The following is a 20030-nucleotide window of genomic DNA, read 5'->3' as shown; positions in this document are numbered from 1 at the left end:
GGCATCCATATGGAAAAATTCATTTTGGCTCTGGATCAGGGCACAACAAGCTCCCGGGCTATTCTTTTTAACCACAGTGGAGAGATTGTACATACTGCACAGCAGGAGTTCCCGCAGTACTTTCCCAAGCCGGGCTGGGTTGAGCAGAATGCCAATGAAATCTGGAGTTCTATTCTGGCTGTGATGGCCTCATGTTTGGCGGAGAGCGGCATCAAACCCGCACAGATTGCGGGTATCGGCATCACGAATCAACGTGAAACTGCGGTGGTATGGGATAAACAAACCGGCAGACCGATCTATAACGCGGTGGTGTGGCAGTCGAGACAGACGGCATCCATCTGTGAGGCGTTGAAAACGCAGGGGCTGGACGACCTGTTTCATCAGAAAACAGGTTTGCTGATCGATCCATATTTTTCGGGCACGAAAGTAAAATGGATTCTGGATCATGTCCCTGGTGCCCGTGAACGGGCGGAGAAAGGGGAGCTGCTGTTTGGCACCATCGACAGCTGGTTGATCTGGAAACTCAGTGGCGGCACACATGTCACAGATGTATCCAACGCTTCGCGCACATTGATGTATAACATCTATGAACTGCAGTGGGATGATGAGCTGCTGGATATTCTGGATATCCCTAAGGCGATGCTGCCCGAAGTGCGGGGGTCATCGGAAATTTATGCACATACGACGGATTATCACTTCTTTGGTCACCGTGTCCCCATTGCCGGAGCGGCAGGGGATCAGCAGGCTGCTCTGTTTGGTCAACGATGTTATACCCAGGGCAGTATGAAAAATACATATGGTACCGGATGTTTCATGCTTATGAACACTGGTGAGAAACCGGTACACTCGGACCATGGGCTGATTACAACGATTGCCTGGGGGGTGGATGGGAAAGTTCAATATGCGCTGGAAGGCAGTATTTTTGTGGCAGGGTCTGCGGTACAGTGGCTGCGAGACGGCCTGCGCATGCTTCGCTCGTCCAAAGACAGTGAGGATTATGCGAAGCGGGTGCCCTCGACGGAGGGAGTTTATATGGTGCCCGCCTTTGTGGGACTCGGCAGTCCATATTGGGACAGTGATGTGAAGGGAGCAGTATTTGGCTTGACCCGAGGTACAACCAAGGAACATTTCATTCGGGCCACGCTAGAAGCACTGGCTTACCAGACCAAGGATGTCCTGGAGGCGATGGTAACCGACTCAGGATATCCCGTAGATACGCTGCGTGTAGATGGCGGCGCTGCAGCGAACGATTTTCTGATGCAGTTCCAGAGTGACATGCTGGGCATACCCGTGGAGCGCCCATCGGTTAATGAAACGACGGCCCTCGGAGCAGCCTATCTGGCAGGATTAGCCGTCGGATTCTGGTCAGGTGTAGACGAATTGAATCAGCATGATCATACCGAACGAGTCTTTGAATCTGTGATGGCTGAACAGGAGCGGGAGCAGTTGTATTCTGGCTGGCAGCGTGCGATTAAGGCAGCGATGGCCTTTTAAATCGAGTAACCAGAATCTTCACTGTTTCAGCACATGGTCATTTGTACTTTTTCGTTAAACATATGTTATAAATGATAATTACTGGTGGAAAATCATTCATAATTTACAGGGATTATATTCCTTGGACTGTTAAACTGACTGCCCACAATAAGGAAAATTAAAAAGTTAGTGGGTCACTTTGGAATTCCATCCTTGTGCCAAAAAAAAAATTAAGAATTTTTTTGAATAATGTGTGAATTCAGGCCTTCACGCCGCAGAAAATCTGTGATAGGATTAGGTTACAAGTTAAAAAATGATGTCTGGAGATCGGGAGGGACCACGTGCGTTCAGCAATTGCTGAACGAATGACGTGGTCCTTTTTTTGTTGTTTTTTAGAGAGGAAATAGGTAAAAAATGGAGGGTATTGTCATGGCAACAGCGTTCTCGGCAGCACAGCGAAATGAAACGATGGAACGAATGGCGAATGCACATTTTGACGTATTGATTATTGGCGGCGGTATCACGGGTGCGGGAATCGCACTGGATGCTGTATCCCGCGGATTAAAAACAGCACTCGTCGAAATGCAGGATTTTGCGGCAGGTACATCCAGTCGATCCACAAAACTGGTTCATGGCGGGCTGCGTTACTTGAAGCAGTTTGAAGTGAAGATGGTAGCTGAGGTTGGACGGGAGCGGGCGGTTGTTTATGAGAATGGTCCGCATGTGACAACACCTGAACCGATGCTGCTTCCGATTTACACGGACGGCACGTTTGGCCGATTCAGTACATCGATCGGTTTGATGGTGTACGACCGACTTGCTGGTGTGAAGCGCAGCGAACGGCGGCAGATGCTGAATGCCAGCAATACATCGGCAAGTGAACCTCTGCTGCGGACACAGGGGCTGCTGGGCGGCGGACGGTATGTGGAGTATCGGACAGATGATGCCAGACTAACCATCGAAGTCATGAAGGAAGCGGTCAAACGAGGAGCGGAAGCCATTAACTATGTGAGGGCAACCTCCTTCCTGAAGGAGGATGGCGTCATTACGGGAATCCATGCCGTGGATCAGTTGAGCGGAAACGACTGCACGCTTCGAGCTAAAAAAGTAATCAATGCTTCAGGCCCCTGGGTGGATACCCTTCGTGAAGTGGATGGCTCACGCCAAGGCAAAACGCTGCAGATGACCAAAGGTATCCATCTGGTATTTGACAGCGCACGTTTTCCACTGCGGCAGGCGGTTTATTTTGATACACCGGATGGACGCATGGTATTTGCCGTACCGCGGGATGGCAAAGCGTATGTGGGTACAACCGATACGGTGTACCGTGATGACCCGGCGCATCCCCAGATTACAGAGGCTGACCGAGATTACGTCATCGATGCGATCAACTTTATGTTCCCGGATGTTCACATTGGCCGGGATGATGTGGAGTCCGGTTGGGCAGGCGTCCGTCCGCTGATCCATGAGGAGGGCAAAGGTCCATCCGAGATTTCACGCAAGGATGAAGTTTGGGTATCCGATTCCGGTCTGATTACGATTGCCGGAGGTAAACTTACGGGATATCGCAAAATGGCCGAGATGGTAGTTGATCTGGCTGCACGTCAGCTGCAGCAGGAATTTGGGTACACTTCCGGACCGTGTGTGACCAAACAGATGCCGATCTCTGGAGGAGATGTGGGCGGTTCGGCCGGATACGTGTCATATACTGAACGGAAGATCAAGGACGGCGTTGCGCTTGGTCTGGATCGAACCGCGGCGGAGCGAATTGCTCGTACGTATGGCTCCAATGCAGATGCGCTGTATGAACGCATGCCTGATCCTCGTACCAAGGCCGAGCTTCACGGCATGCCGCAGGAGCTGTTGCTGATGCTGCGTTATGCGATGGAGGAAGAGATGGCGGTTACACCAGCCGACTTCTGGGTACGCAGAACGGGAGATTTATTTTTCCGTATCGATGAGGTTCGCCGTTATAAATCTGCAGTCAGCACGTATATGGCAGATCGGCTTGGCTGGTCAGAGCAGCAGACCGCAGCTTATGCGAAGGAACTGGATCAGCTGCTGCTGGAAGCATCCGGAAGGAACTAGTGCGGCAGGATTTAGCGGATCTGGGTCGAATGGAACATGTAAGCGCGTAACAGAGAGGGGATTACATCCATGACATTACAGATCGGAATTATAGGAACAGGTTGGTTCAGTAAAGTGCACGCAGATATTCTTACACGTATGGAAGGTGTCCGTGTCTCGGGTGTATGTGGAACAACAATGGAAAAGGCAGAGGCGATGGCCTCCGTGTATGATGCTGCCGGTTACGATCAGCTTGAACATATGCTGGATGGGGAAAAGTTGGATGCCGTATACATCTGCGTGCCTCCTATGTCCCACGGGTCTATTGAGACAGAGCTGATCAAGCGAGGCATCCCTTTTCTGGTGGAAAAACCGCTGAGTACTGGAATGGACATACCGAGCCGCATACTGGAGCAGGTACAGCAGTCTTCATTGTTAACTTCCGTTGGATATCATTTCCGTTATCAAGAGGCTGCACAGCTCATGAAACAAGCGATGCAGGAGCAGCGGGTAGGCATGGCTCTGGGACGCTGGATGGGAGGTATGCCTGGAGTCAGCTGGTGGCGCCGTCAGGAAGGCTCCGGAGGTCAGTTTGTGGAACAAACGACTCATATTGTGGATTTGCTTCGTTTCTGTGCAGGCGAGGTGACAGAGGTCTATGCTGCTGCAGCACAGCGAAGCATGCATGAGAAGCATGAGGACGTGACGGTGGCAGATGTGGCAAGCGTGACACTGAAGCTTAAAAGTGGCGCAATAGCAAGTATTTCCAATACATGTTTACTGCCTGACGGTGAGGGCGGAGCCGGACTGCAATTCTATACAGACGCAGGTGTATGGGACTGGACGCCAGAGCGTCTGCTGCTGCCGAGCGCGGCTTCACATCCGATGGCCGGGCTGGAGGTGTCCGCGGGGCATAATCCATATGAACGTGAGAATGAAGCATTTATTCATGCGCTTCGCACGGGTGACCGCTCCCGTATTATGTCCGATTACGCAGATGCCTGCCGGACACAGGAGATCACAACCGCCGCACAGGCATCGGTGGATTCGGGTATGCCTGTGAAGCTCGATTGAAAATTCAACTCCACCTGAAACTTAAATACGCCTGCACCGGAACCATTCTCTCCGTGGTCCGGTGCAGGCGTATTTGTTATGTTTCACAACCGCAGCAATGCATGTTCGCTTGGGATCAGCAGCAGTACGGTTGATCTTAAGTTGTTTTCCTGCTCTTGCAACGATGCAGCTCTCGAGCTGTTTATTTCACCTGCTGCTGTTGTTGTAACCAGTCCGAGGACCAGCTGTAGATTTGATTGATGACAGGTTCAATGGCTCTGCCCTTAGGAGTAAGCTCATATTCTACACGGGGAGGTATTTCGGGATACATATGCCGGGTTACGATGCCCTCCGTCTCCATCTCTTTCAGACGCTCCGACAGCAGCCGTCCGCTGATGGCCATCTCGGCCTCCAGTTCCGTGAACCGTTTCGGTCCGGACAGCAGCTGATACATAATCAGCAGCACCCACTTTTTCCCGATAATATCCATCGCCTGTGTAATCAAACAGGGACTTGGAGATTTGACTTTTCTCAGCTTCAACGTGTTTCACCTCGATTCATGGCAAAAGTGCAGGATAACGCTATATTAAAGGACAAAACGCTGCCGTTCTAAAAAATATAAAACGTTCATGCAGGGTGGTTACTACAAAATACACTGTAACATACCTTTTGTATGTATTATACATCATTTCAAGAAAAATTACTTGAAGAAATTATCTTATTATTATATACTCGCTTCATAAAAGTAAGTTTGTGAATAATAATGCGTATTATACACATACATATGATTTCTCAAATGAGCAGCTGGCTAAGAAGCTGAAAAATCGTTCCTGCAGGGACATTGATATAGATAAGTTCTACATAAATAAATGATTCTATTTACTGAACTTCATGAACAGTCAGCTGGATCAGGAAATACTTTTGTAAATAACATTTGATGATTAGGAGATGAAGGGCATGAAGAAAGTGCTGGGATATGTTTTTCTGGTGGTGTTGGCGGGTGTATTTGTAATGACGGGGGTTAGTAAAGTTACAGGAACAGAGATGATGATGGAAACATTCGATAGTTTCTCCTACCCAACATGGACGATGTATCTGATCGGCGGGCTGGAACTGCTGAGTGCAGTCGGGCTTCTCATCCCGCTTACGCGTATTCTGGCTTCGGGTATACTGACGTTTATTATGATTGGGGCAGTAGGCAGTCATCTAATCTATGCGCAGTATGCAGCTGTGCCGTTCCCGGCTGTATTGCTGGTGGCTAATATCGTTGTCCTGCTGGTCAGTCTGAACAAACTGGAAGAAGAGGAAGGTAGTATGGACATGGTGCAGGCCTGACAAATGCAAACAACCTTCAGCCAGGCTGTGGCAGGTTTATCTCATGCCTGGCTGCACGTACATCCTCGACATCATTACATACTTCGTTGACCGCGCTTCACAATTCGCTGTGTATGTTTGGTGTCCGATTGCTCGAGCCAAAGAGCACATACTTCACGCACCCAATCCGGGTTCGTTTTACCTGCATCGTTCAGCCAGTTACTCACGGAATCCTGCACATAGGGGTGAGCATCTGATTTTACGGCAGACAGCAGGGGGAGAGCGATTGCCGGATCTTCCTTTAGTGGCTGGATGTGTTTTGCCCACACCCCGCGAGGTCGAGTCGATTCGATGGCAAAGCGCCGAATCATCGGATCGGGATCGGTACTCCAGGGTGTTAACCACTGGAGCGCTGCAGATAAATCTGCACGAATGGAGTCCCGTACCGCCATCCACGCGATCTCTCTCACGCCAAAGTGAGCATCCGCTGCAAACGGACGGATCTGTTCCAGCTTTTCTGTCACCTGTAGTTCGGGATTTAGTCCGATGATATAAGCTGCCCAGCAGCGAATACTGTCTGAACGGTGTTTTGCCAAGAATGTGAAGAGGTCTGCTTTTTCCTGTACGGGTATGCTCTTCATATACTCCAGCCACTGTATGCCAATTGCGGGGATGACCTTCATAATACGCTGTTGATCCTTCGGTTCCAGCCTTGAGGCGATACCCTGGCTGGAGATCGGTATATCAAGTTCATGGGTGATCTGCTCCAAAAGAACAAGATGATCCACAGCAAGCCATTCCGTCAGATTCACGGATTCAATCGTCCCGCTTTGCAGCAGGTGGCGGATGTGTTCTGGAATTTCGGCCGCTTTACGCGCACCTTTGCGAGAAAGAATATCTTCAGAAATGATGAAGTCCGAATTTGCCTCCATGGTTTGGCCTCCTTAACTTGTCTGTACTCATTAGGCATACCATACAATGGGACAGGCGTGCTTGGATGTAAGGCAGCTTACAAGTTACGGATTTTGTAGCGAAGGAGCCAGTTTACGAAAGGACTTGATCTCAACAGGATGAAGGGCAGCTGATTTGAATGCGGTACGAATTCGTCCTGTTTGCGAGAGTTCTTTCATAGCTGCTGTGACCGATTCTCTGGAGGCACCAGCCATCCAGGCAATTTCCTGATGTGTAATCGTACACTGGATAAGGCAGTATCCATCCTTTTCCGTCCAACCCACCTGCTCGGCCAACCGACACAGATTATGCATGATTTTGTCATGTAAATTCCCCAGTGCAAGTGTCTGCGTCAGCTCGCTCATTCGTTTAATTCGTTCACTCAGCACGTTCATCATTCTCATCATGAATGCCGGATGATCGATTAGAAACTGCTCAAATCGGCCGCGATCCATGAGGCAGATATCGCATATGTCCATCGTCTCAATATATAAATCACGTGTGCCAAGAGAAAGACCGTTCATCTCTCCAAAAACGTTACCCTCGCTCAGAATATCCAAGGTAAACTGCTTTCCTTCAGGGTTCAACGTGTACAAGCGTACTCTGCCCCGTTTCACAAAATAGAAACCTTCCTTAAATGTATCGGGTGTCTGAATGGCTGTATGTGCAGGGAACGAAGTGATGGAGGTCATGCTGTCCATCTCAACGAGGTCTGACTCTGATAAGGAGGACATGAGGTCGAATTGAGACAGATACAGAATTTTATCCATAATGATCTTCTCCTTACCCATATTGTGTACAAAAAAAAGAAGAACCCAATAAAACAGCGGGTTCCTTGGCAGCGTACCTCTGTATTGAAAGGTGCTGTCTATTTATGATCATATGCCATTCTAATTACAGCAGCTTTTTTAATTGAGAGACACGTCCTTGGCTGATGCCAAGTTTCTCTGCAATTTGCTGTTGAGCAAGGCCTGGATGCTGTTCAATAATTTCTTTCATTTGCTGCAGCATGCGTGCCGTCTTCGGCCGCAGGTCGGGGTAGTCCTGGCTTGCCGCAATGTCTCCTTCATTCCATGAAGAAGCCGCGGGTTTCGCAGCAGGGCGCTCTGTTGGTGCAGAAGCCTGTTTGTTCTCAGGGATGAACCAGTTGGGAGTGTCATCTGGGTGTTTTAGTTGAATCGCACAAGTCCGGCAGATGAATTGCTCTTTGAAATACATTTCCGTATCCACGTCACCGCAAAAAATACACAATGTTGATTTGTACTTTCTTAAAATCAACTCTTTCCCTTCAATGAAAAATTCAAGCGGATCGCCGATATGGATTTCCATTGTATCCCGCATTTCTTTGGGAAGGACAATTCGTCCGAGACGGTCCAGAGATCTCTTCATTCCGGTTCTTTTCATCGCATCTCCCCCGCAATATTAACATTAAAACCTGTCCTTATTGTAAGGAAGAAAGGGCTTTAATACAACAATAATATTTCAAAAAAAAGGGATTATTCCAACTATTATGGGAAAATAAGTTTAGAAAGCGCGGGAGCAACGGCCAATGTGAAGAGTGCAGCCAAAACCATGGAGATACTGGAAATGGTACCTGTGAGCGAACTTAGTTCGAAGGCTTTCGAAGTACCCGTCCCGTGAGCACCGGTTCCGAGCAGTGCACCTCGTGCAATTTCACCATCAATACGAAGCATTTTGACGATAGAAGGCCCCATAATCGCTCCAAGCAACCCTGTCATGATCACAAATACGGCTGTGACAGCCGGGATTCCTCCGATGGAAGCCGACACATTCATGGCAATCGGTGTTGTGATGGAGCGCGGGATCAGACTGTGAATCAAACCGGAGTCCAAACGCAGCCACTTCGCCAGCATAGCCGAGGAGAGTACGGCAACGACCGAGCCGGCCATCACACTGACCACGATCTCGGAAATGTGTTTTTTGAGCACATGAAAAAAGGTATAGAGGGGTACTGCAAAAGCTACTGTAGCAGGCTGAAGGAGCAAACTGAGCCATTTGCCTCCGCTGCTGTACGCGGCATAATCCGTCCCCGTCATCAGCAGTATGCCTACAACGAGCAGTGGTGTAATAAGCAGAGGTGACAGATACACTTTAGGCAGGCTGCGATACATCCGTTTGGCAACCCAATAGATTCCGACCGTTAACAGCAAACATAAAAATCCAATCATCCGGTGTGACGCTCCTTTCGTTTGGCAATACGTGCAGCAACCAGGCCGGTGCAGGCCATAACCAGAAACGTGCTCAGCAGCACGATAAATACAATTTGCAGTCCGTCATGTTCCAGCATAGGCATGTAGTTCATGATGCCAACGGCCGACGGGATAAAAAATAGCAGCAGCTCACCAAGCAGCCAGGCTGCTCCGACCTCAATCCAGCGCAGCTTCACAACACCGGTCTGCAGCAGGATGAACAAGACTGCCATTCCTAGAATCGAGCCGGGTACAGGCAGGTGGAGAGTACGGGCCAGCAGGTCCATGAGTAGTGAAAAAATCATTAACAGCGCAACCTGCGCTGCGCCGATGCCCCATTTTTTCACGTAAAATCCCTCCTTGTATATGCGCATTTATTTGATGTATTTGAATGCAATATTTTTGAAAAAAGAATGGAAATGCTGCTTCGTATCACAAATTTTACAACGCATTCTTTCATGAGTAAAATGCATATTAAGAATGTTTTCTATTCCATTTGTCTATGGAGAGAAGATATAGTTGATGAGGATAGCGATAAGAAAGGAGGAGGGACCACATAATGGATATACGTCATCTGCAGTATTTCCTTGAAGTCGCGCGGCAGCAGAGCTTCACCAAGGCTGCCGAGGTGCTGTACATCACCCAGCCTACGATCAGTAAAACCGTCAAAAGCTTGGAAGATGAGTTAGGCGTAATCTTACTGGATCGGTACGGTAAACAGGTGAAGTTGACGGACGCAGGGCATGTTTTTTTTCGGCAGGCGCTGGAGATTGAAAAATCGTTCCGCAGTCTTTCGTCCGAGCTGGACGATCTGATGAATCTGAAGAAGGGGCATCTGCGCATCGGCTTGCCACCGATGGTGGGATCGAGCTTTTTTCCGATGATTATCGGTGAGTTCCACAAAGCTTATCCTCAAGTGAGTATTCAACTGTTCGAGGACGGGGCGAAAAAAGTTGAGGCCGATGTGATCAGTGGTGCCTTGGATATTGGTGTGGCAGTCCTGCCGACTGTGGATGAGCTGCTGGATCATTTTGTGTTTGTCCAGGAAAAGCTGAACCTGCTGGTGCATCCTTCCCATCCGCTTGCCGGAAAAGAATCGGTTGCAATGCATGAACTGGAGCAGGATGCTTTTGTCCTGTTTCGGGAGGACTTTGCACTCCATGACCGCATTATTGCGGCCTGCCAGCAGGCCGGTTTCCAGCCGCGAGTTGTCTATGAGAGCTCACAGTGGGATCTGCTGAGTGCGATGGTTGCCGCGAATCTGGGGGTTGCCCTGCTGCCAGAGACGATCTGCCGTGAGGTGGATCACATGCGTGTGCGAATTATTCCGGTCGTCGAACCTGTCATTCCATGGCAGCTGGGCATGATCTGGCGAAAGGATCGATATCTTTCTTTTGCTACCCGGGAGTGGATTGCATTTACCCAGTCGATGCTGGGGAATAGATGAAATGAAGTCACGTTTAATATCAATAATCGAGCCTATCTGTAATGAGTAGTGGATTGCAGGATGGGGACATTGCTGTCCCTACCGAAACAGCTAAATATGGCTTGATCAGATGACGTTACACTGCCTCAGCATCATAGATATATCACGGGATCATTGTTACAATGGAGACACAATACTGATGGAGGTGTGGGACATATGAAACTGCGGGTATCCGCTGTACAGTACCAACTGCAAACGATTCAAACTTTTGAACAATTTGCCGCTCAGGCTGAACATTACATACGGACAGCTGACGAATTTGGAACGGAATTTGTGCTGTTCCCAGAATTTTTTACAACTCAGTTGATGTCCATTGGAGACGCACAGGGAAATGCATTGACGATTGAAGATCTGCCTGACTTCACGGAGCAGTATGAGCAGCTGTTTATCTCTCTTGCTGCCAAATACAACATGCATCTGATCGGAGGCACTCATGTCATTCGCAAGGAAGGCAAGCTGTATAACACGGCGCATATGTTCTACCCGGATGGGCGGATTGCACGTCAGGCGAAGATTCATATTACCCCGACCGAAGTGACGGAGTGGAATATGGCAGCAGGTGACGGGCTCGAAGTGTTTGATACGGATAAAGGACGCATTGCAATGCTGACCTGTTACGATATTGAATTCCCAGAGATCGTGCGTATGGCTAAAGCCAAAGGAGCCGATGTCATTTTCTGTCCGTCCTGCACGGATGATCGCCACGGTTTTTATCGGGTACGGTATACAAGCCATGCCCGCGCAGTGGAAAATCAGGTTTATGTTGTATTAACCGGAACGGTGGGGCATCTGCCGACAGTGGATTTCATGCGTGCCAATTATGGACAAGCGGCGATTATTACGCCGAATGATGTGCCATTCCCCCCACGCGGCATTTTGGCGGAAGGTGAAATTAACAACGATATGATCGTCACAGCCGACCTTGATCTGGACTTGCTCTATGAGGTGCGTGAACGCGGCTCCGTAACAACCTGGCGTGACCGGCGTACGGATCTGTACACAGACTGGGAGTAAAGCGAAGAAAGGCTTTGTTCTGTTTTTCGCCGCGGCGCTTTATGTACGGGAGATTGTGCAGGGCAGCCGTTTCATATTTTGTGTTTCGTCATTTGATCTTGGGAAGGAGGGATGAGCGGGATGTACGTTAAAGAAATGCTGATCACTGTGCCTAATACATGCGGAGAGAAAGGTAGAGCTAGAGCGGTCATACGCAATTATGCGGCCCCTGACTTTGAAGAATTGATTCGCATTCAAGCGGAGAGCTTCCCTCCGCCATACCCGGAAGAACTGCTCTGGAACCAAGAGCAGCTCAGCAGCCATGTGCAGCATTATCCTGAAGGAGCAATCTGCATCGAGGTGGATGGGGAACTGGCTGGATCTATGACTTCACTGCGAATGCAGTGGGACCCTGCGCATCCATCCAGTCATACATGGGCGGAGGTCACAGATGACGGATATATCCGCAACCACCAGCCGGAGGGTAACACGCTGTACATTGTTGATCTCTGTATTCGCCCGAAATATCGGAAGTGGGGGCTGGCTCAGCTCATGATGCAGGCTATGTACCATCTTGTGATAGCACAAGGGGTGGATCGTCTGCTGGGGGCAGGACGGATGCCGGGTTATCATCTTGTTTGCGAGCAGCTGTCAGCACTGCAGTATCTGGATCAGGTTGCGGCCGGGGAGAGACATGACCCGGTCATTTCCTTCCTGCTTCGGTGTGGACGTATGCCTGTCGGTGTAGCGGCAGATTATCTGGATGACGTGGAATCCTGTAACTATGCGGCTCTGATGGAGTGGCGTAATCCATTCAGAAGATGATCCTGTTTTTGATCTGCACGTCTTCTGGCTTGATCTTATGTATTCTACAGCACGCAGCACCCGGTACATGGCAGTCTGCTTTGTAACAGGTATGGCAGACACATGCAGTAATTTCGGGTATTGAAGTTTCTGCTGCGGCTCTTGGTGTTCCGTTTACAGCACCGAATATACACCTAATATAGGGAGGTTTTTTATCTATGGAATTTACACGTATCACATCCATTCAGGACCCACTGTTCGCTCAAATGCACAAGCTGATGCAGGAGATTTTCCCACCAGAGGAAGTACTGGACTTCCCGTTATGGGCTGAACCGCTGGAAGATCCGGGCATCCGGGTATTTGTGGCTGTGCATGAAGGTCAAGTTGTCGGTGCAACGGAGTATCGCTACTATGAGGACTGGAATGTGGCAATGACCGATTTTACCATTATTGGTCGTGAAGGTTTGGGAATCGGTGCCTTTCTGGCAAATCAACGCAAACGTGATCTGGAGCAGCTTGCAGCTGCGAATGGTAAAGAATTGTTCGGCATGTTTGCCGAAATCTATAATCCATATCTGAGTCAGGACCATGCATTTGGCGGCATCAAACCAATGGACCCGTACGTGCGCCGCGAAGTGCTGTCACATCTGGGGTATCAGCGTCTCGACTTCCCATATGTGCATCCATCTTGGCAGGGAGACGGCGAAGCTGTAGGCGGACTTGATCTTTGCTTTATGCCTGGGGAAGAATCGGTGACGGAGCTGCCTGCCAGTCTGGTGGCCGATTTCCTGAATCGGTACTATGCTGTGCTGCCAAACAAACCACAAGAGTGGCTCGCCATGGTAGAGCAATTGAATGTCCGTGAAACCGTGGCATTGCGTCCGTTGTAAAAGAAGGCAGCAGCTTGCAGCACCAGAGCAGCTGTAGAAGGATTATGCTGCTGGGAAGTTCTTGATTCGAGTATTGGAGTTATGGCTGATGCTCCCGCTCCACGAATGGGGTGGTGATAGCGGGGGCGCTAACGATCTCAGAAAGCCTTATTTAGGCGTTCGAAGTCACTTTCAAGTCCTAACGATTCGGAGAGACCTTATTTCAGCGAAAAGAGCCTATTTCAAAAGAAAAGTGTGAATTTGGCTCAAATAGCGTCCCCTGAGATCGTTAGATTTCCAAAAGGACAGAAGTGGCCTGAATAAGGTCTCCTGGAATCCTTAGAATTACAATACCAGGATGGTGAACCATGATCCCAGGCTTATACGACAGCACCACGCCCCGTAACTCCGTACCCTGTACCTCCGTACCCCGTAACTCTGTACCTCCGTACCCCGTAACTCTGTAACCCCGAACCCTGTAACTCCGCATCCCGTAACCTCGCTACTGCATGTTTCTGTCCTTCATAAATCCTGCAGCTGTTTAACTCGGTAGCCTACCTAGGGTTAATATTCAAATTATCCAATATCAATCTAAGAAGATAACAAAAAAACCTCTCCCTATTGCAGGTAGAGGCAGCTGTATCGTACACGAAATCGTCTGTTACCAGTTAAACTCACTAACCAATGCATGAGACCTACTAAGACTCAAATCAGCTCGGCTTAAATCAGTTATGCTCAGGCTCATCTCAAATAAATCCAATCAAATTTACTCAATCGTATACGTTGTCACAAAGGAAGGCCTAGGGAACATGGTTGGTTTCTGCGCGGTCAAACCTTCACTTGTGCTGCGGTTGCGGTGGGCATGATTGTAGGCTTGGGACTGCTGCCAGCCCTTGAAATGTTCTTCCGATTGCCAGAGCGTAAGCACGACATAGGTGTCGCCTTTAAGTGGACGGAGTACACGAATACCGATAAACCCGGGTTCGTCTTCTACTTTGCGGGCGCGGTTTGTAAAACGTTCCTCAAAATCATTCCGTCCATCTTCAGTCACAGGAATGTTGTTCAGCACAGCAAATCCGCCGCCAGTCCATGATCCGGCTTCGTCAAAAGCCTCGTAAGCAGCCACCTGCTCATCCGACTCGATATGCAGCAGCCGATCCGTAGTTTCAATAGCGAGAAGCACCTGATCTTCTGCACCTCTCAATCTCAGATGCGGATAAGCCGCAAGTGCATCCGGTAAGGGAGATGGAACCAAATAAATGTACATAGGATTTCGGCCTCCTTTTATAGTAGGTTAATATCTTATCTGTATCACTATGAAGTACGATCTATCTTGTTGTAGAGCTGATTTAGTCCTCCAGCCGCTGGATTTAATTCTCAACAGATATTTCTAACATAGCATACGGCAAGGGGCGAGTCCAACAGGTTCACATTTTGCCTATAGGGGACTAATTTCGAGCGGAGTAGTAGAAGTTTGCTGCCAGAGAAGACAAACAGTGAATGACAAACAGAGCAGTAATCATGAAAAATGAAAGTGAAATCCCATCCAGCATCACTGCGATAATCCATGCCAGAGCAAGACTGACAGTTGTTGCATTCCACGAGAAGGCTTTTGCTTTGGTCAGGCAGTACAAATAACGCTCATCCAACCCATGCTGTCTCCTGCTTATTCCTCTTGCAAGGAACATAATAACAACTGCGAGCAGCAGTCCAACGATAATTCCGCCAATGCCAGTCAAGCGATTCAGCAGCTCAGGATTCAATATTCTCATCTCCTTCAAAAATAAATAAATCTTCAATCCTACAGTCGAATAGTTGGGCGAGCTTGTGAGCAAGCACAAGTGAAGGTTTATACTTTCCAGATTCCAACGATATGATGGTTTGTCTGGAAACCTTGAGCCTTTGAGACAGTTCTTCTTGTGTGATGTTCATATGTATACGTTTGTCTCGAATTAGATTTTGCAATTTATCCTCCTTAAAGTAAAGCGTGCTTTACGTAAAGTTTACTTTACATGTGTGGAGAGAGAAAGTCAATGATGCTTATTTTGTTTCCATTTATACCCATATTATATTTTCATATACACTCTAAAAAAGGAAAAAATCACATGATCATTTGATGTAAAAAATGGATTATATTTCATTTTCCACGTTCCTATCAATGCTAAAATATAGGAACTCATGTTCTTTATTTTGGGAATTGGTTGTAAAAAATGAGTCTCATTTCTCTTTATAAAGTAGGAATGATCTCATTAAAAAGAACGGGGGGCTTATATTGAAAACGAATGATGACTTGAATCGTCGTTTTATCACGTATATGGCCAATCTTATATACTACAATTCTATTAATTATGACAAAAAGAGAAGAATGAAGGACAGCCGCTTCCAGCTAACTTTAGACACCGATGAAAACATAGATTCTGCCTTACTTTCAGTGTATGACTCCGAATCTGTGCCACCAAATTTAAAAGATCACATTGCGGATCACTCACTTTATCAAGCGTATGAATCTCTTTCAGCACAACAACAACAGATTTTATCTTTTGCTTACGTACAAGGACTAAATGACAAGGAAATAGCCAGAATATTGGGAGTATCCCAGCAAAATGTCTCAAAACACCGATTAAAAGCTCTTACTAAATTGCGCAATTTGATAACGGAAGGGGATGATTATAATGGAGGGTGACATTGCTGCTTTTATTGCTAATTTAGGCTTCCCGATTGCAATTACTTTGTATCTACTTATTCGATTTGAAAAAAAATATCTGATCTAAGCGATGCCATTAATGGCTTAAAGAATGAAATACAAAAAAATGTAAAGAGGTGATTTTATGTTGGCCGAACTTTTAGTACAAGCACAGCAGCATCATGATCAGGAAGCGACATTACATATTCTAGAATCTTTCACACCAAAGATTAAAGCTTCCTTACGACAAGTGCCTAGCGATCATCGAGAGGATCTAAAACAGGAACTCTATGTCAAAATGATTGAGGTCATACAAACTTTTAATATTAGATAAAATTTGCAGAGTGGTTGTAAAAGAAGTAACCCAGTTCTCTTTATATAGATGTGAAGGCCAATACGGCATTGCAGAAAACTTGGGAATGGTGTTCTGGCTATGATTCCTCCTATTGTTCTTCTACCAAAACTAATTCAAGGAGTGATTATTATGGCATCTTTAGGTTCTAGTGGTGCAGCTCTTATTAAATCGCATGAGGGATTTTCTTTAAAATTCTATGGAGACCCCAAGGGGTATCCAACAGTTGGATGGGGACATCTTATAACATCGAGCAAAACATATAAGAAAAACACAACAGGTAATCCCAATGATTCTCTTCTAACCCAAGCAGAAGCTAATGCTCTATCAACTTCTTTGGGACTAAATTATACTTCTCCAATTTCTCAGACTCAGGCAAATACATTTTTTAACAACGATACCGCAGAGGCTGTAGGAAGAGTAAATCGGTTGACACTTCCTGCTGGTATGTCTTTGTCACAAGCTCAGTTTGATGCACTTGTTTCGCTGACTTTTAATGGAGGTCCTAAAGTGCTTGAAACCACTGATGTAAAAAATCTGCTTGCATACAAGTTGATATATTCGTCCTTTCAAGGCCCTCGTTCAGAGGTAGAAAAAGATAATTGTTCGAGACTGGTCAGCAAAGCATTTTCATATGACACAAGCTTAACGAGACGAAGAAATGAAGAAGCAACTTTGTTTTGTAAAGGACAGCCTTATACTCACAAATATCCAGTATATTCACTTTAGTCAATTATGTTGTAACATAACAAGAAGGTCAGCCTTTAGGCTGACCTTCTTTCATTTTCAGAATTTTATAGGATTCCTCAGCGCAGCGCAGAACCAATACATAACCTTAATTCATTGTATTCGAGAGCTTCTTAAGCTCAAAAATAGTTGCCTCTGATATCAAAATAAGTCTCTCGTTATTAACAACAAAAAAACCTAAACTTACAGGTATACTCATTTTTGTAGAAGGGTTACTTACATCTATTGCTTTTACCACATCATTTTCATTTAAGTCTGGAATATCTATTTTAAATGATCTATAAAAAGAATCTTTATTATTGCAAGTCGCTGTAATCTCATATAATGGGTTTCTTAGTTCAGTTTGATATTGACTGTAGTTTTTAATTCCTTTTGATGAAAACAAGTCTTTTTTGATGATTAGTTCATCTCCGATAAACTTCTGCCCTGTTGGATATTCAGAAGCATCATTATATGAATTTGCAAATCCCAAAAGCTTCTCAACTTTCCAAGTTCCATAGAAATAATTTTCAGTCTCACTATCCAAACTTGTACTCTCTGTAGTACAGTAATCACTATTTTGCTGTGTTGTTACTTGTTTACTGGGAGACTCACCCGAACCTTGCGTAGCGGTTGCGGGCTTACCTGATCCAACACATCCTGAAAGCAAGAGGAAACTCAACACCATCAATACACCGACTGCTTTTTTCAATCCTAAAATCTCCTTTCGTCTACCTAGCAGAAATTATATCAGAGCAAATGAACCTAAGAATGACATAAAAATAACATTATTTACGATTAAAGTTAATTTTATGTTATATGATCACAATCAATAAATTGCTCAAACAGCGCAGCGTGATGCAGCTATGCCGCGCTCTTCCCCGGTTTAGGCACTCTGATCGGGCCAAGTAACCCCGTAGCGGTGCGTACAGGCTCTTAGGGGCCTACTCTTGCTGCCTTAGAGCCTGTAGCATTAGCCCGATCTAGCCCTTCAGCTCCTTTTCCTTCCGGAACAATATATGCTTCAGCCGCACAAAAAAACGTCCAAATGGGTGCCCCGACCTGAACGTTTTTGAATTACTGACCTAAGAGATACTTGATACCAATAAGAACTAATTGAATCAATGTCTGATGTCCCTCTTTAGATTTCAGATATTCCCAAACATGCCGACCGGCAGATTTCATGCTTGTCCACATTTTCGAAAAAATCGGTTTGATTCTCTTCATCTCAACCCCTCCCTTCCTTCCTGCATTCAGCATAAGAAAGCCAGCCATGGATTTATCAGGTGAGCGTAACCAGCTTGCCTAGCGAATCGGATACAACATGATAAGTAAAACGGCGCGTAATATAATTAATAGCGTGTCGTATACCTGTTAGGCTGGTTACACTCCGGCTGCTCACTCTCGTATAAATTGGCAGAAGAAGATTTCAGGGTTTTTAATTTCAAGCTGAAGAAACTAAAAAAGGGATTTTTCTATGTATTTTCATCATAAGCTGTTCATTCTTAAATATAACTGTTTAGCAAATCGATCTCTTTAATCCCACCATTGGTTGCAACCATTCATGTTGCCACTTATGCAATGTTCGGATTTAAACCAAAAAAAGACCAGCTGTAGTAGCTGGCCGAAGATCCAAATTGTATTAAAAGACAAACATTAAGAAGCCCATTCTAAAAGCATATTCACGCGGTCTGAAGCTATTCCTATCCTGGTTCAGTAATGCAACAATAGCCGCAGCATCCTCGTGCAACAAAGACTTGAATGGCAGAATTGCTAATGAAAGCCCAGCTCTACAAAATGATCAAGATGCTGCGTTTTACCCCAAAAATAAATTCGTCACTACGTCAAGTTCCTCCTGATTACCGAGAGGATTTAAGGCAAAACCTTATTTAAAGATGATAGAGGTTATACATCAATTCAATCTTAATTAAAAAAATTTGTATTGTGGTTGTAAATATTGAAGTTCATTTCTCTTTATATAGTGTAACCTGATTCAAATCAAACGAGGTTGTAGGGGCAACTTAGTTTGATCTCCCCTTACTAAAATCTAATTATGGAGGTATTTCTATGGCTGATTATGATGAGTACACAGGTAGAGTAAGTGTAACTTTGAGTGAACTATCTCAAATGGTAAAAGTCCAAAAACTGATGCGTGAGGGCGCAGAAAAAGTACATTCTCAGTCCAAATTGAAAGAACATCTTGAATCGCTTGGCATCACAACAGGAACATTCATTGCCATGTTTGGGAAAATCCCTGCTCTAAAAGGTCTTGCTGGCGCTGCTGCTATTGCATATTCTATCTACTCATGGGTTGATAATTTTGTGAAACCATTTCGATTGGAAAAACTACTCAGAGCTGCTGAAGCGAATCTTAATGACCATCTCGTTTGGTTCTCGAAGAATGCTTCAAAGTATAAACGGATTGAATTTGAAGCTGCGTACCTAGAGTATTTCTTCGGAAGTGCTACCGGTACTCGTGAATCTATCCGTTATATGCAACAAGCAGCTAAAATTGATCGAATTCAATTAAATGATGGTACTTGGATGAGCGCTTCTTAAAAAAATAACCCTAGGATCATTTTGATTCTAGGGTTATTTTAGTTCTACCAGCATGGGAGCTATCCAAGTACCGGCTACTCGATCAGGCTAGGCTAAACAAAGTTAATTCAAAGATAAATCTACAAAATGCAAAGTAATAGTAAAAAAGTAGTAAATAATAATGATATAACAGTTACAGTATTTAAAACTAAATAGCGACTTGTTTCCCTAATGTATTTCAATTCCATAAAAGCTCGAAAATAAAAACATAATATTAATAATGGGAATTGCAAAGATAATTGAGCCGCTTTAGTTCCCACTAAAGCCAAGCTCTCTTTCGTACTCTTTAATAATCTTGCAAAATGTATTTTTTTTCAAGTCTAGTTGTCCCATCAACTCTACGGCCGTTAGCACCCCACCCTTCCACTCACCATACCCTTTATTGTGTTGGCTAACTGATAACGTATTCAAATTTATCTGCGGCCGCCCCAGGTGCTTCCCTTTTTTCTTA

The 20030-nt window shown here is 46.0% G+C and carries 22 protein-coding genes and 1 pseudogene; 11 read left to right on the top strand and 12 right to left on the bottom strand.

All coding sequences use genetic code 11. The features are described from left to right. Positions 1 to 9 precede the first annotated feature (9 nt). The 3 genes from glpK (at position 10) to MKY97_RS27225 (ending at position 4614) form a co-directional block, all read left to right on the top strand. Entirely contained in the window at positions 10 to 1494 is a 1485-nt protein-coding gene (gene glpK, locus MKY97_RS27235) for a glycerol kinase GlpK (RefSeq protein WP_342553260.1), read from the top strand. A gap of 408 nt (positions 1495 to 1902) precedes the next feature. Further along, entirely contained in the window at positions 1903 to 3561 is a 1659-nt protein-coding gene (locus MKY97_RS27230) for an FAD-dependent oxidoreductase (protein WP_342553259.1), read from the top strand. A gap of 69 nt (positions 3562 to 3630) precedes the next feature. Further along, positions 3631 to 4614: a Gfo/Idh/MocA family oxidoreductase gene (locus MKY97_RS27225; protein WP_342553258.1), complete on the top strand. Its 984-nt coding sequence runs from the start codon at positions 3631 to 3633 to the stop codon at positions 4612 to 4614. Positions 4615 to 4795: 181 nt separating this feature from the next. Here MKY97_RS27225 and MKY97_RS27220 read toward each other — a convergent pair whose 3' ends face one another. Next, positions 4796 to 5083 (bottom strand): helix-turn-helix domain-containing protein, encoded by a 288-nt coding sequence (locus tag MKY97_RS27220; protein ID WP_342556468.1) that lies wholly within the window; start codon positions 5081 to 5083, stop codon positions 4796 to 4798. A gap of 467 nt (positions 5084 to 5550) precedes the next feature. On the opposite strand from MKY97_RS27220, the gene MKY97_RS27215 reads away from it, so the two are divergent. Then, on the top strand, positions 5551 to 5928 hold the full coding sequence (locus MKY97_RS27215) for a DoxX family protein (RefSeq protein WP_342553257.1): 378 nt from the start codon (positions 5551 to 5553) through the stop codon (positions 5926 to 5928). Positions 5929 to 6002: 74 nt separating this feature from the next. Here the strand turns inward: MKY97_RS27215 and MKY97_RS27210 are convergent, their stop codons facing one another. The 5 genes from MKY97_RS27210 to MKY97_RS27190 form a co-directional block, all read right to left on the bottom strand. Beyond that, positions 6003 to 6839 (bottom strand): DNA alkylation repair protein, encoded by an 837-nt coding sequence (locus MKY97_RS27210; protein WP_342553256.1) that lies wholly within the window; start codon positions 6837 to 6839, stop codon positions 6003 to 6005. Positions 6840 to 6923: 84 nt separating this feature from the next. After that, entirely contained in the window at positions 6924 to 7628 is a 705-nt protein-coding gene (locus tag MKY97_RS27205) for a Crp/Fnr family transcriptional regulator (protein WP_342553255.1), read from the bottom strand. A 124-nt stretch (positions 7629 to 7752) separates the two neighbouring features. Next, complete coding sequence (locus tag MKY97_RS27200; protein WP_342553254.1) at positions 7753 to 8262, bottom strand: AbrB/MazE/SpoVT family DNA-binding domain-containing protein; 510 nt, start codon at positions 8260 to 8262, stop codon at positions 7753 to 7755. A gap of 104 nt (positions 8263 to 8366) precedes the next feature. After that, positions 8367 to 9047 carry a CidB/LrgB family autolysis modulator gene (locus MKY97_RS27195; protein WP_342553253.1) on the bottom strand — a complete coding sequence of 227 codons (681 nt, stop codon included), beginning with the start codon at positions 9045 to 9047 and terminating at the stop codon, positions 8367 to 8369. Further along, on the bottom strand, positions 9044 to 9442 hold the full coding sequence (locus MKY97_RS27190) for a CidA/LrgA family holin-like protein (RefSeq protein WP_342553252.1): 399 nt from the start codon (positions 9440 to 9442) through the stop codon (positions 9044 to 9046). The genes MKY97_RS27195 and MKY97_RS27190 overlap by 4 nt, the downstream gene beginning before the upstream one ends. 185 nt (positions 9443 to 9627) lie before the next feature. On the opposite strand from MKY97_RS27190, the gene MKY97_RS27185 reads away from it, so the two are divergent. From MKY97_RS27185 to MKY97_RS27170, 4 genes are all read left to right on the top strand, one after another. Next, positions 9628 to 10515, top strand: a complete 888-nt coding sequence (locus MKY97_RS27185) for a LysR family transcriptional regulator (protein WP_342553251.1) — start codon at positions 9628 to 9630, stop codon at positions 10513 to 10515. A 195-nt stretch (positions 10516 to 10710) separates the two neighbouring features. Then, positions 10711 to 11568 (top strand): carbon-nitrogen hydrolase family protein, encoded by an 858-nt coding sequence (locus MKY97_RS27180; RefSeq protein WP_342553250.1) that lies wholly within the window; start codon positions 10711 to 10713, stop codon positions 11566 to 11568. A gap of 120 nt (positions 11569 to 11688) precedes the next feature. Next, positions 11689 to 12372: a GNAT family N-acetyltransferase gene (locus tag MKY97_RS27175; protein WP_342553249.1), complete on the top strand. Its 684-nt coding sequence runs from the start codon at positions 11689 to 11691 to the stop codon at positions 12370 to 12372. Between the two features lie 197 nt (positions 12373 to 12569). After that, entirely contained in the window at positions 12570 to 13241 is a 672-nt protein-coding gene (locus MKY97_RS27170) for a GNAT family N-acetyltransferase (protein WP_342553248.1), read from the top strand. Between the two features lie 745 nt (positions 13242 to 13986). Here the strand turns inward: MKY97_RS27170 and MKY97_RS27165 are convergent. The 3 genes from MKY97_RS27165 to MKY97_RS27155 all read right to left on the bottom strand — a co-directional run bounded on the left by MKY97_RS27165 (position 13987) and on the right by MKY97_RS27155 (position 15185). Then, positions 13987 to 14487 carry an antibiotic biosynthesis monooxygenase gene (locus tag MKY97_RS27165; RefSeq protein WP_342553247.1) on the bottom strand — a complete coding sequence of 167 codons (501 nt, stop codon included), beginning with the start codon at positions 14485 to 14487 and terminating at the stop codon, positions 13987 to 13989. A 181-nt stretch (positions 14488 to 14668) separates the two neighbouring features. Further along, positions 14669 to 14983 (bottom strand): hypothetical protein, encoded by a 315-nt coding sequence (locus MKY97_RS27160; RefSeq protein ID WP_342553246.1) that lies wholly within the window; start codon positions 14981 to 14983, stop codon positions 14669 to 14671. Then, positions 14973 to 15185: a helix-turn-helix transcriptional regulator gene (locus MKY97_RS27155; RefSeq protein ID WP_342553245.1), complete on the bottom strand. Its 213-nt coding sequence runs from the start codon at positions 15183 to 15185 to the stop codon at positions 14973 to 14975. Before MKY97_RS27155 ends, MKY97_RS27160 begins: the two co-directional genes overlap by 11 nt. A gap of 307 nt (positions 15186 to 15492) precedes the next feature. Here MKY97_RS27155 and MKY97_RS27150 point away from each other — a divergent pair, with 307 nt between their 5' ends. Beyond that, positions 15493 to 15903, top strand: coding sequence for a sigma-70 family RNA polymerase sigma factor (locus MKY97_RS27150; RefSeq protein WP_342553244.1), 411 nt, complete (start codon positions 15493 to 15495; stop codon positions 15901 to 15903). 484 nt (positions 15904 to 16387) lie between these two features. Further along, complete coding sequence (locus MKY97_RS27145) at positions 16388 to 16984, top strand: lysozyme (RefSeq protein ID WP_342553243.1); 597 nt, start codon at positions 16388 to 16390, stop codon at positions 16982 to 16984. 106 nt (positions 16985 to 17090) lie between these two features. Here MKY97_RS27145 and MKY97_RS27140 read toward each other — a convergent pair whose 3' ends face one another. After that, the gene (locus MKY97_RS27140; RefSeq protein WP_342553242.1) at positions 17091 to 17693 is read right to left on the bottom strand and encodes a hypothetical protein; all 603 of its coding nucleotides are present in this window, start codon (positions 17691 to 17693) and stop codon (positions 17091 to 17093) included. Positions 17694 to 18058: 365 nt separating this feature from the next. Continuing rightward, a complete protein-coding gene (locus tag MKY97_RS27135) occupies positions 18059 to 18208 on the bottom strand; it encodes a hypothetical protein (protein WP_342553241.1) in 150 nt (49 codons plus the stop codon). A gap of 840 nt (positions 18209 to 19048) precedes the next feature. Here MKY97_RS27135 and MKY97_RS27130 point away from each other — a divergent pair. Further along, positions 19049 to 19540, top strand: a complete 492-nt coding sequence (locus tag MKY97_RS27130; protein WP_342553240.1) for a hypothetical protein — start codon at positions 19049 to 19051, stop codon at positions 19538 to 19540. A gap of 288 nt (positions 19541 to 19828) precedes the next feature. Here the strand turns inward: MKY97_RS27130 and MKY97_RS27125 are convergent. Then, positions 19829 to 20029 (bottom strand): annotated as a pseudogene (locus tag MKY97_RS27125) (recombinase family protein); the annotation flags it as partial. Between the last annotated feature and the right edge of the window lies 1 nt (position 20030).

The organism is Paenibacillus sp. FSL R7-0652 (genome assembly GCF_038595045.1).
Taxonomy (GTDB): Bacteria; Bacillota; Bacilli; order Paenibacillales; family Paenibacillaceae; genus Paenibacillus.
Note: the sequence above shows the minus strand (reverse complement) of the source record. Positions and strands in the feature narration are given on the sequence as shown.

Coding starts and splice junctions, on each gene's coding strand:
- MKY97_RS27175 (WP_342553249.1), top strand. CDS start 11,689: ATGTACGTTAAAGAAATGCTGATCACTGTGCCTAATACATGCGGAGAG.
- MKY97_RS27165 (WP_342553247.1), bottom strand. CDS start 14,487: ATGTACATTTATTTGGTTCCATCTCCCTTACCGGATGCACTTGCGGCT.
- MKY97_RS27190 (WP_342553252.1), bottom strand. CDS start 9,442: ATGCGCATATACAAGGAGGGATTTTACGTGAAAAAATGGGGCATCGGC.
- MKY97_RS27210 (WP_342553256.1), bottom strand. CDS start 6,839: ATGGAGGCAAATTCGGACTTCATCATTTCTGAAGATATTCTTTCTCGC.
- MKY97_RS27180 (WP_342553250.1), top strand. CDS start 10,711: ATGAAACTGCGGGTATCCGCTGTACAGTACCAACTGCAAACGATTCAA.
- MKY97_RS27225 (WP_342553258.1), top strand. CDS start 3,631: ATGACATTACAGATCGGAATTATAGGAACAGGTTGGTTCAGTAAAGTG.
- MKY97_RS27130 (WP_342553240.1), top strand. CDS start 19,049: ATGGCTGATTATGATGAGTACACAGGTAGAGTAAGTGTAACTTTGAGT.
- MKY97_RS27195 (WP_342553253.1), bottom strand. CDS start 9,047: ATGATTGGATTTTTATGTTTGCTGTTAACGGTCGGAATCTATTGGGTT.
- MKY97_RS27170 (WP_342553248.1), top strand. CDS start 12,570: ATGGAATTTACACGTATCACATCCATTCAGGACCCACTGTTCGCTCAA.
- MKY97_RS27215 (WP_342553257.1), top strand. CDS start 5,551: ATGAAGAAAGTGCTGGGATATGTTTTTCTGGTGGTGTTGGCGGGTGTA.
- MKY97_RS27135 (WP_342553241.1), bottom strand. CDS start 18,208: ATGAAGAGAATCAAACCGATTTTTTCGAAAATGTGGACAAGCATGAAA.
- MKY97_RS27200 (WP_342553254.1), bottom strand. CDS start 8,262: ATGAAAAGAACCGGAATGAAGAGATCTCTGGACCGTCTCGGACGAATT.
- MKY97_RS27185 (WP_342553251.1), top strand. CDS start 9,628: ATGGATATACGTCATCTGCAGTATTTCCTTGAAGTCGCGCGGCAGCAG.
- glpK (WP_342553260.1), top strand. CDS start 10: ATGGAAAAATTCATTTTGGCTCTGGATCAGGGCACAACAAGCTCCCGG.
- MKY97_RS27205 (WP_342553255.1), bottom strand. CDS start 7,628: ATGGATAAAATTCTGTATCTGTCTCAATTCGACCTCATGTCCTCCTTA.
- MKY97_RS27220 (WP_342556468.1), bottom strand. CDS start 5,083: ATGGATATTATCGGGAAAAAGTGGGTGCTGCTGATTATGTATCAGCTG.
- MKY97_RS27230 (WP_342553259.1), top strand. CDS start 1,903: ATGGCAACAGCGTTCTCGGCAGCACAGCGAAATGAAACGATGGAACGA.
- MKY97_RS27145 (WP_342553243.1), top strand. CDS start 16,388: ATGGCATCTTTAGGTTCTAGTGGTGCAGCTCTTATTAAATCGCATGAG.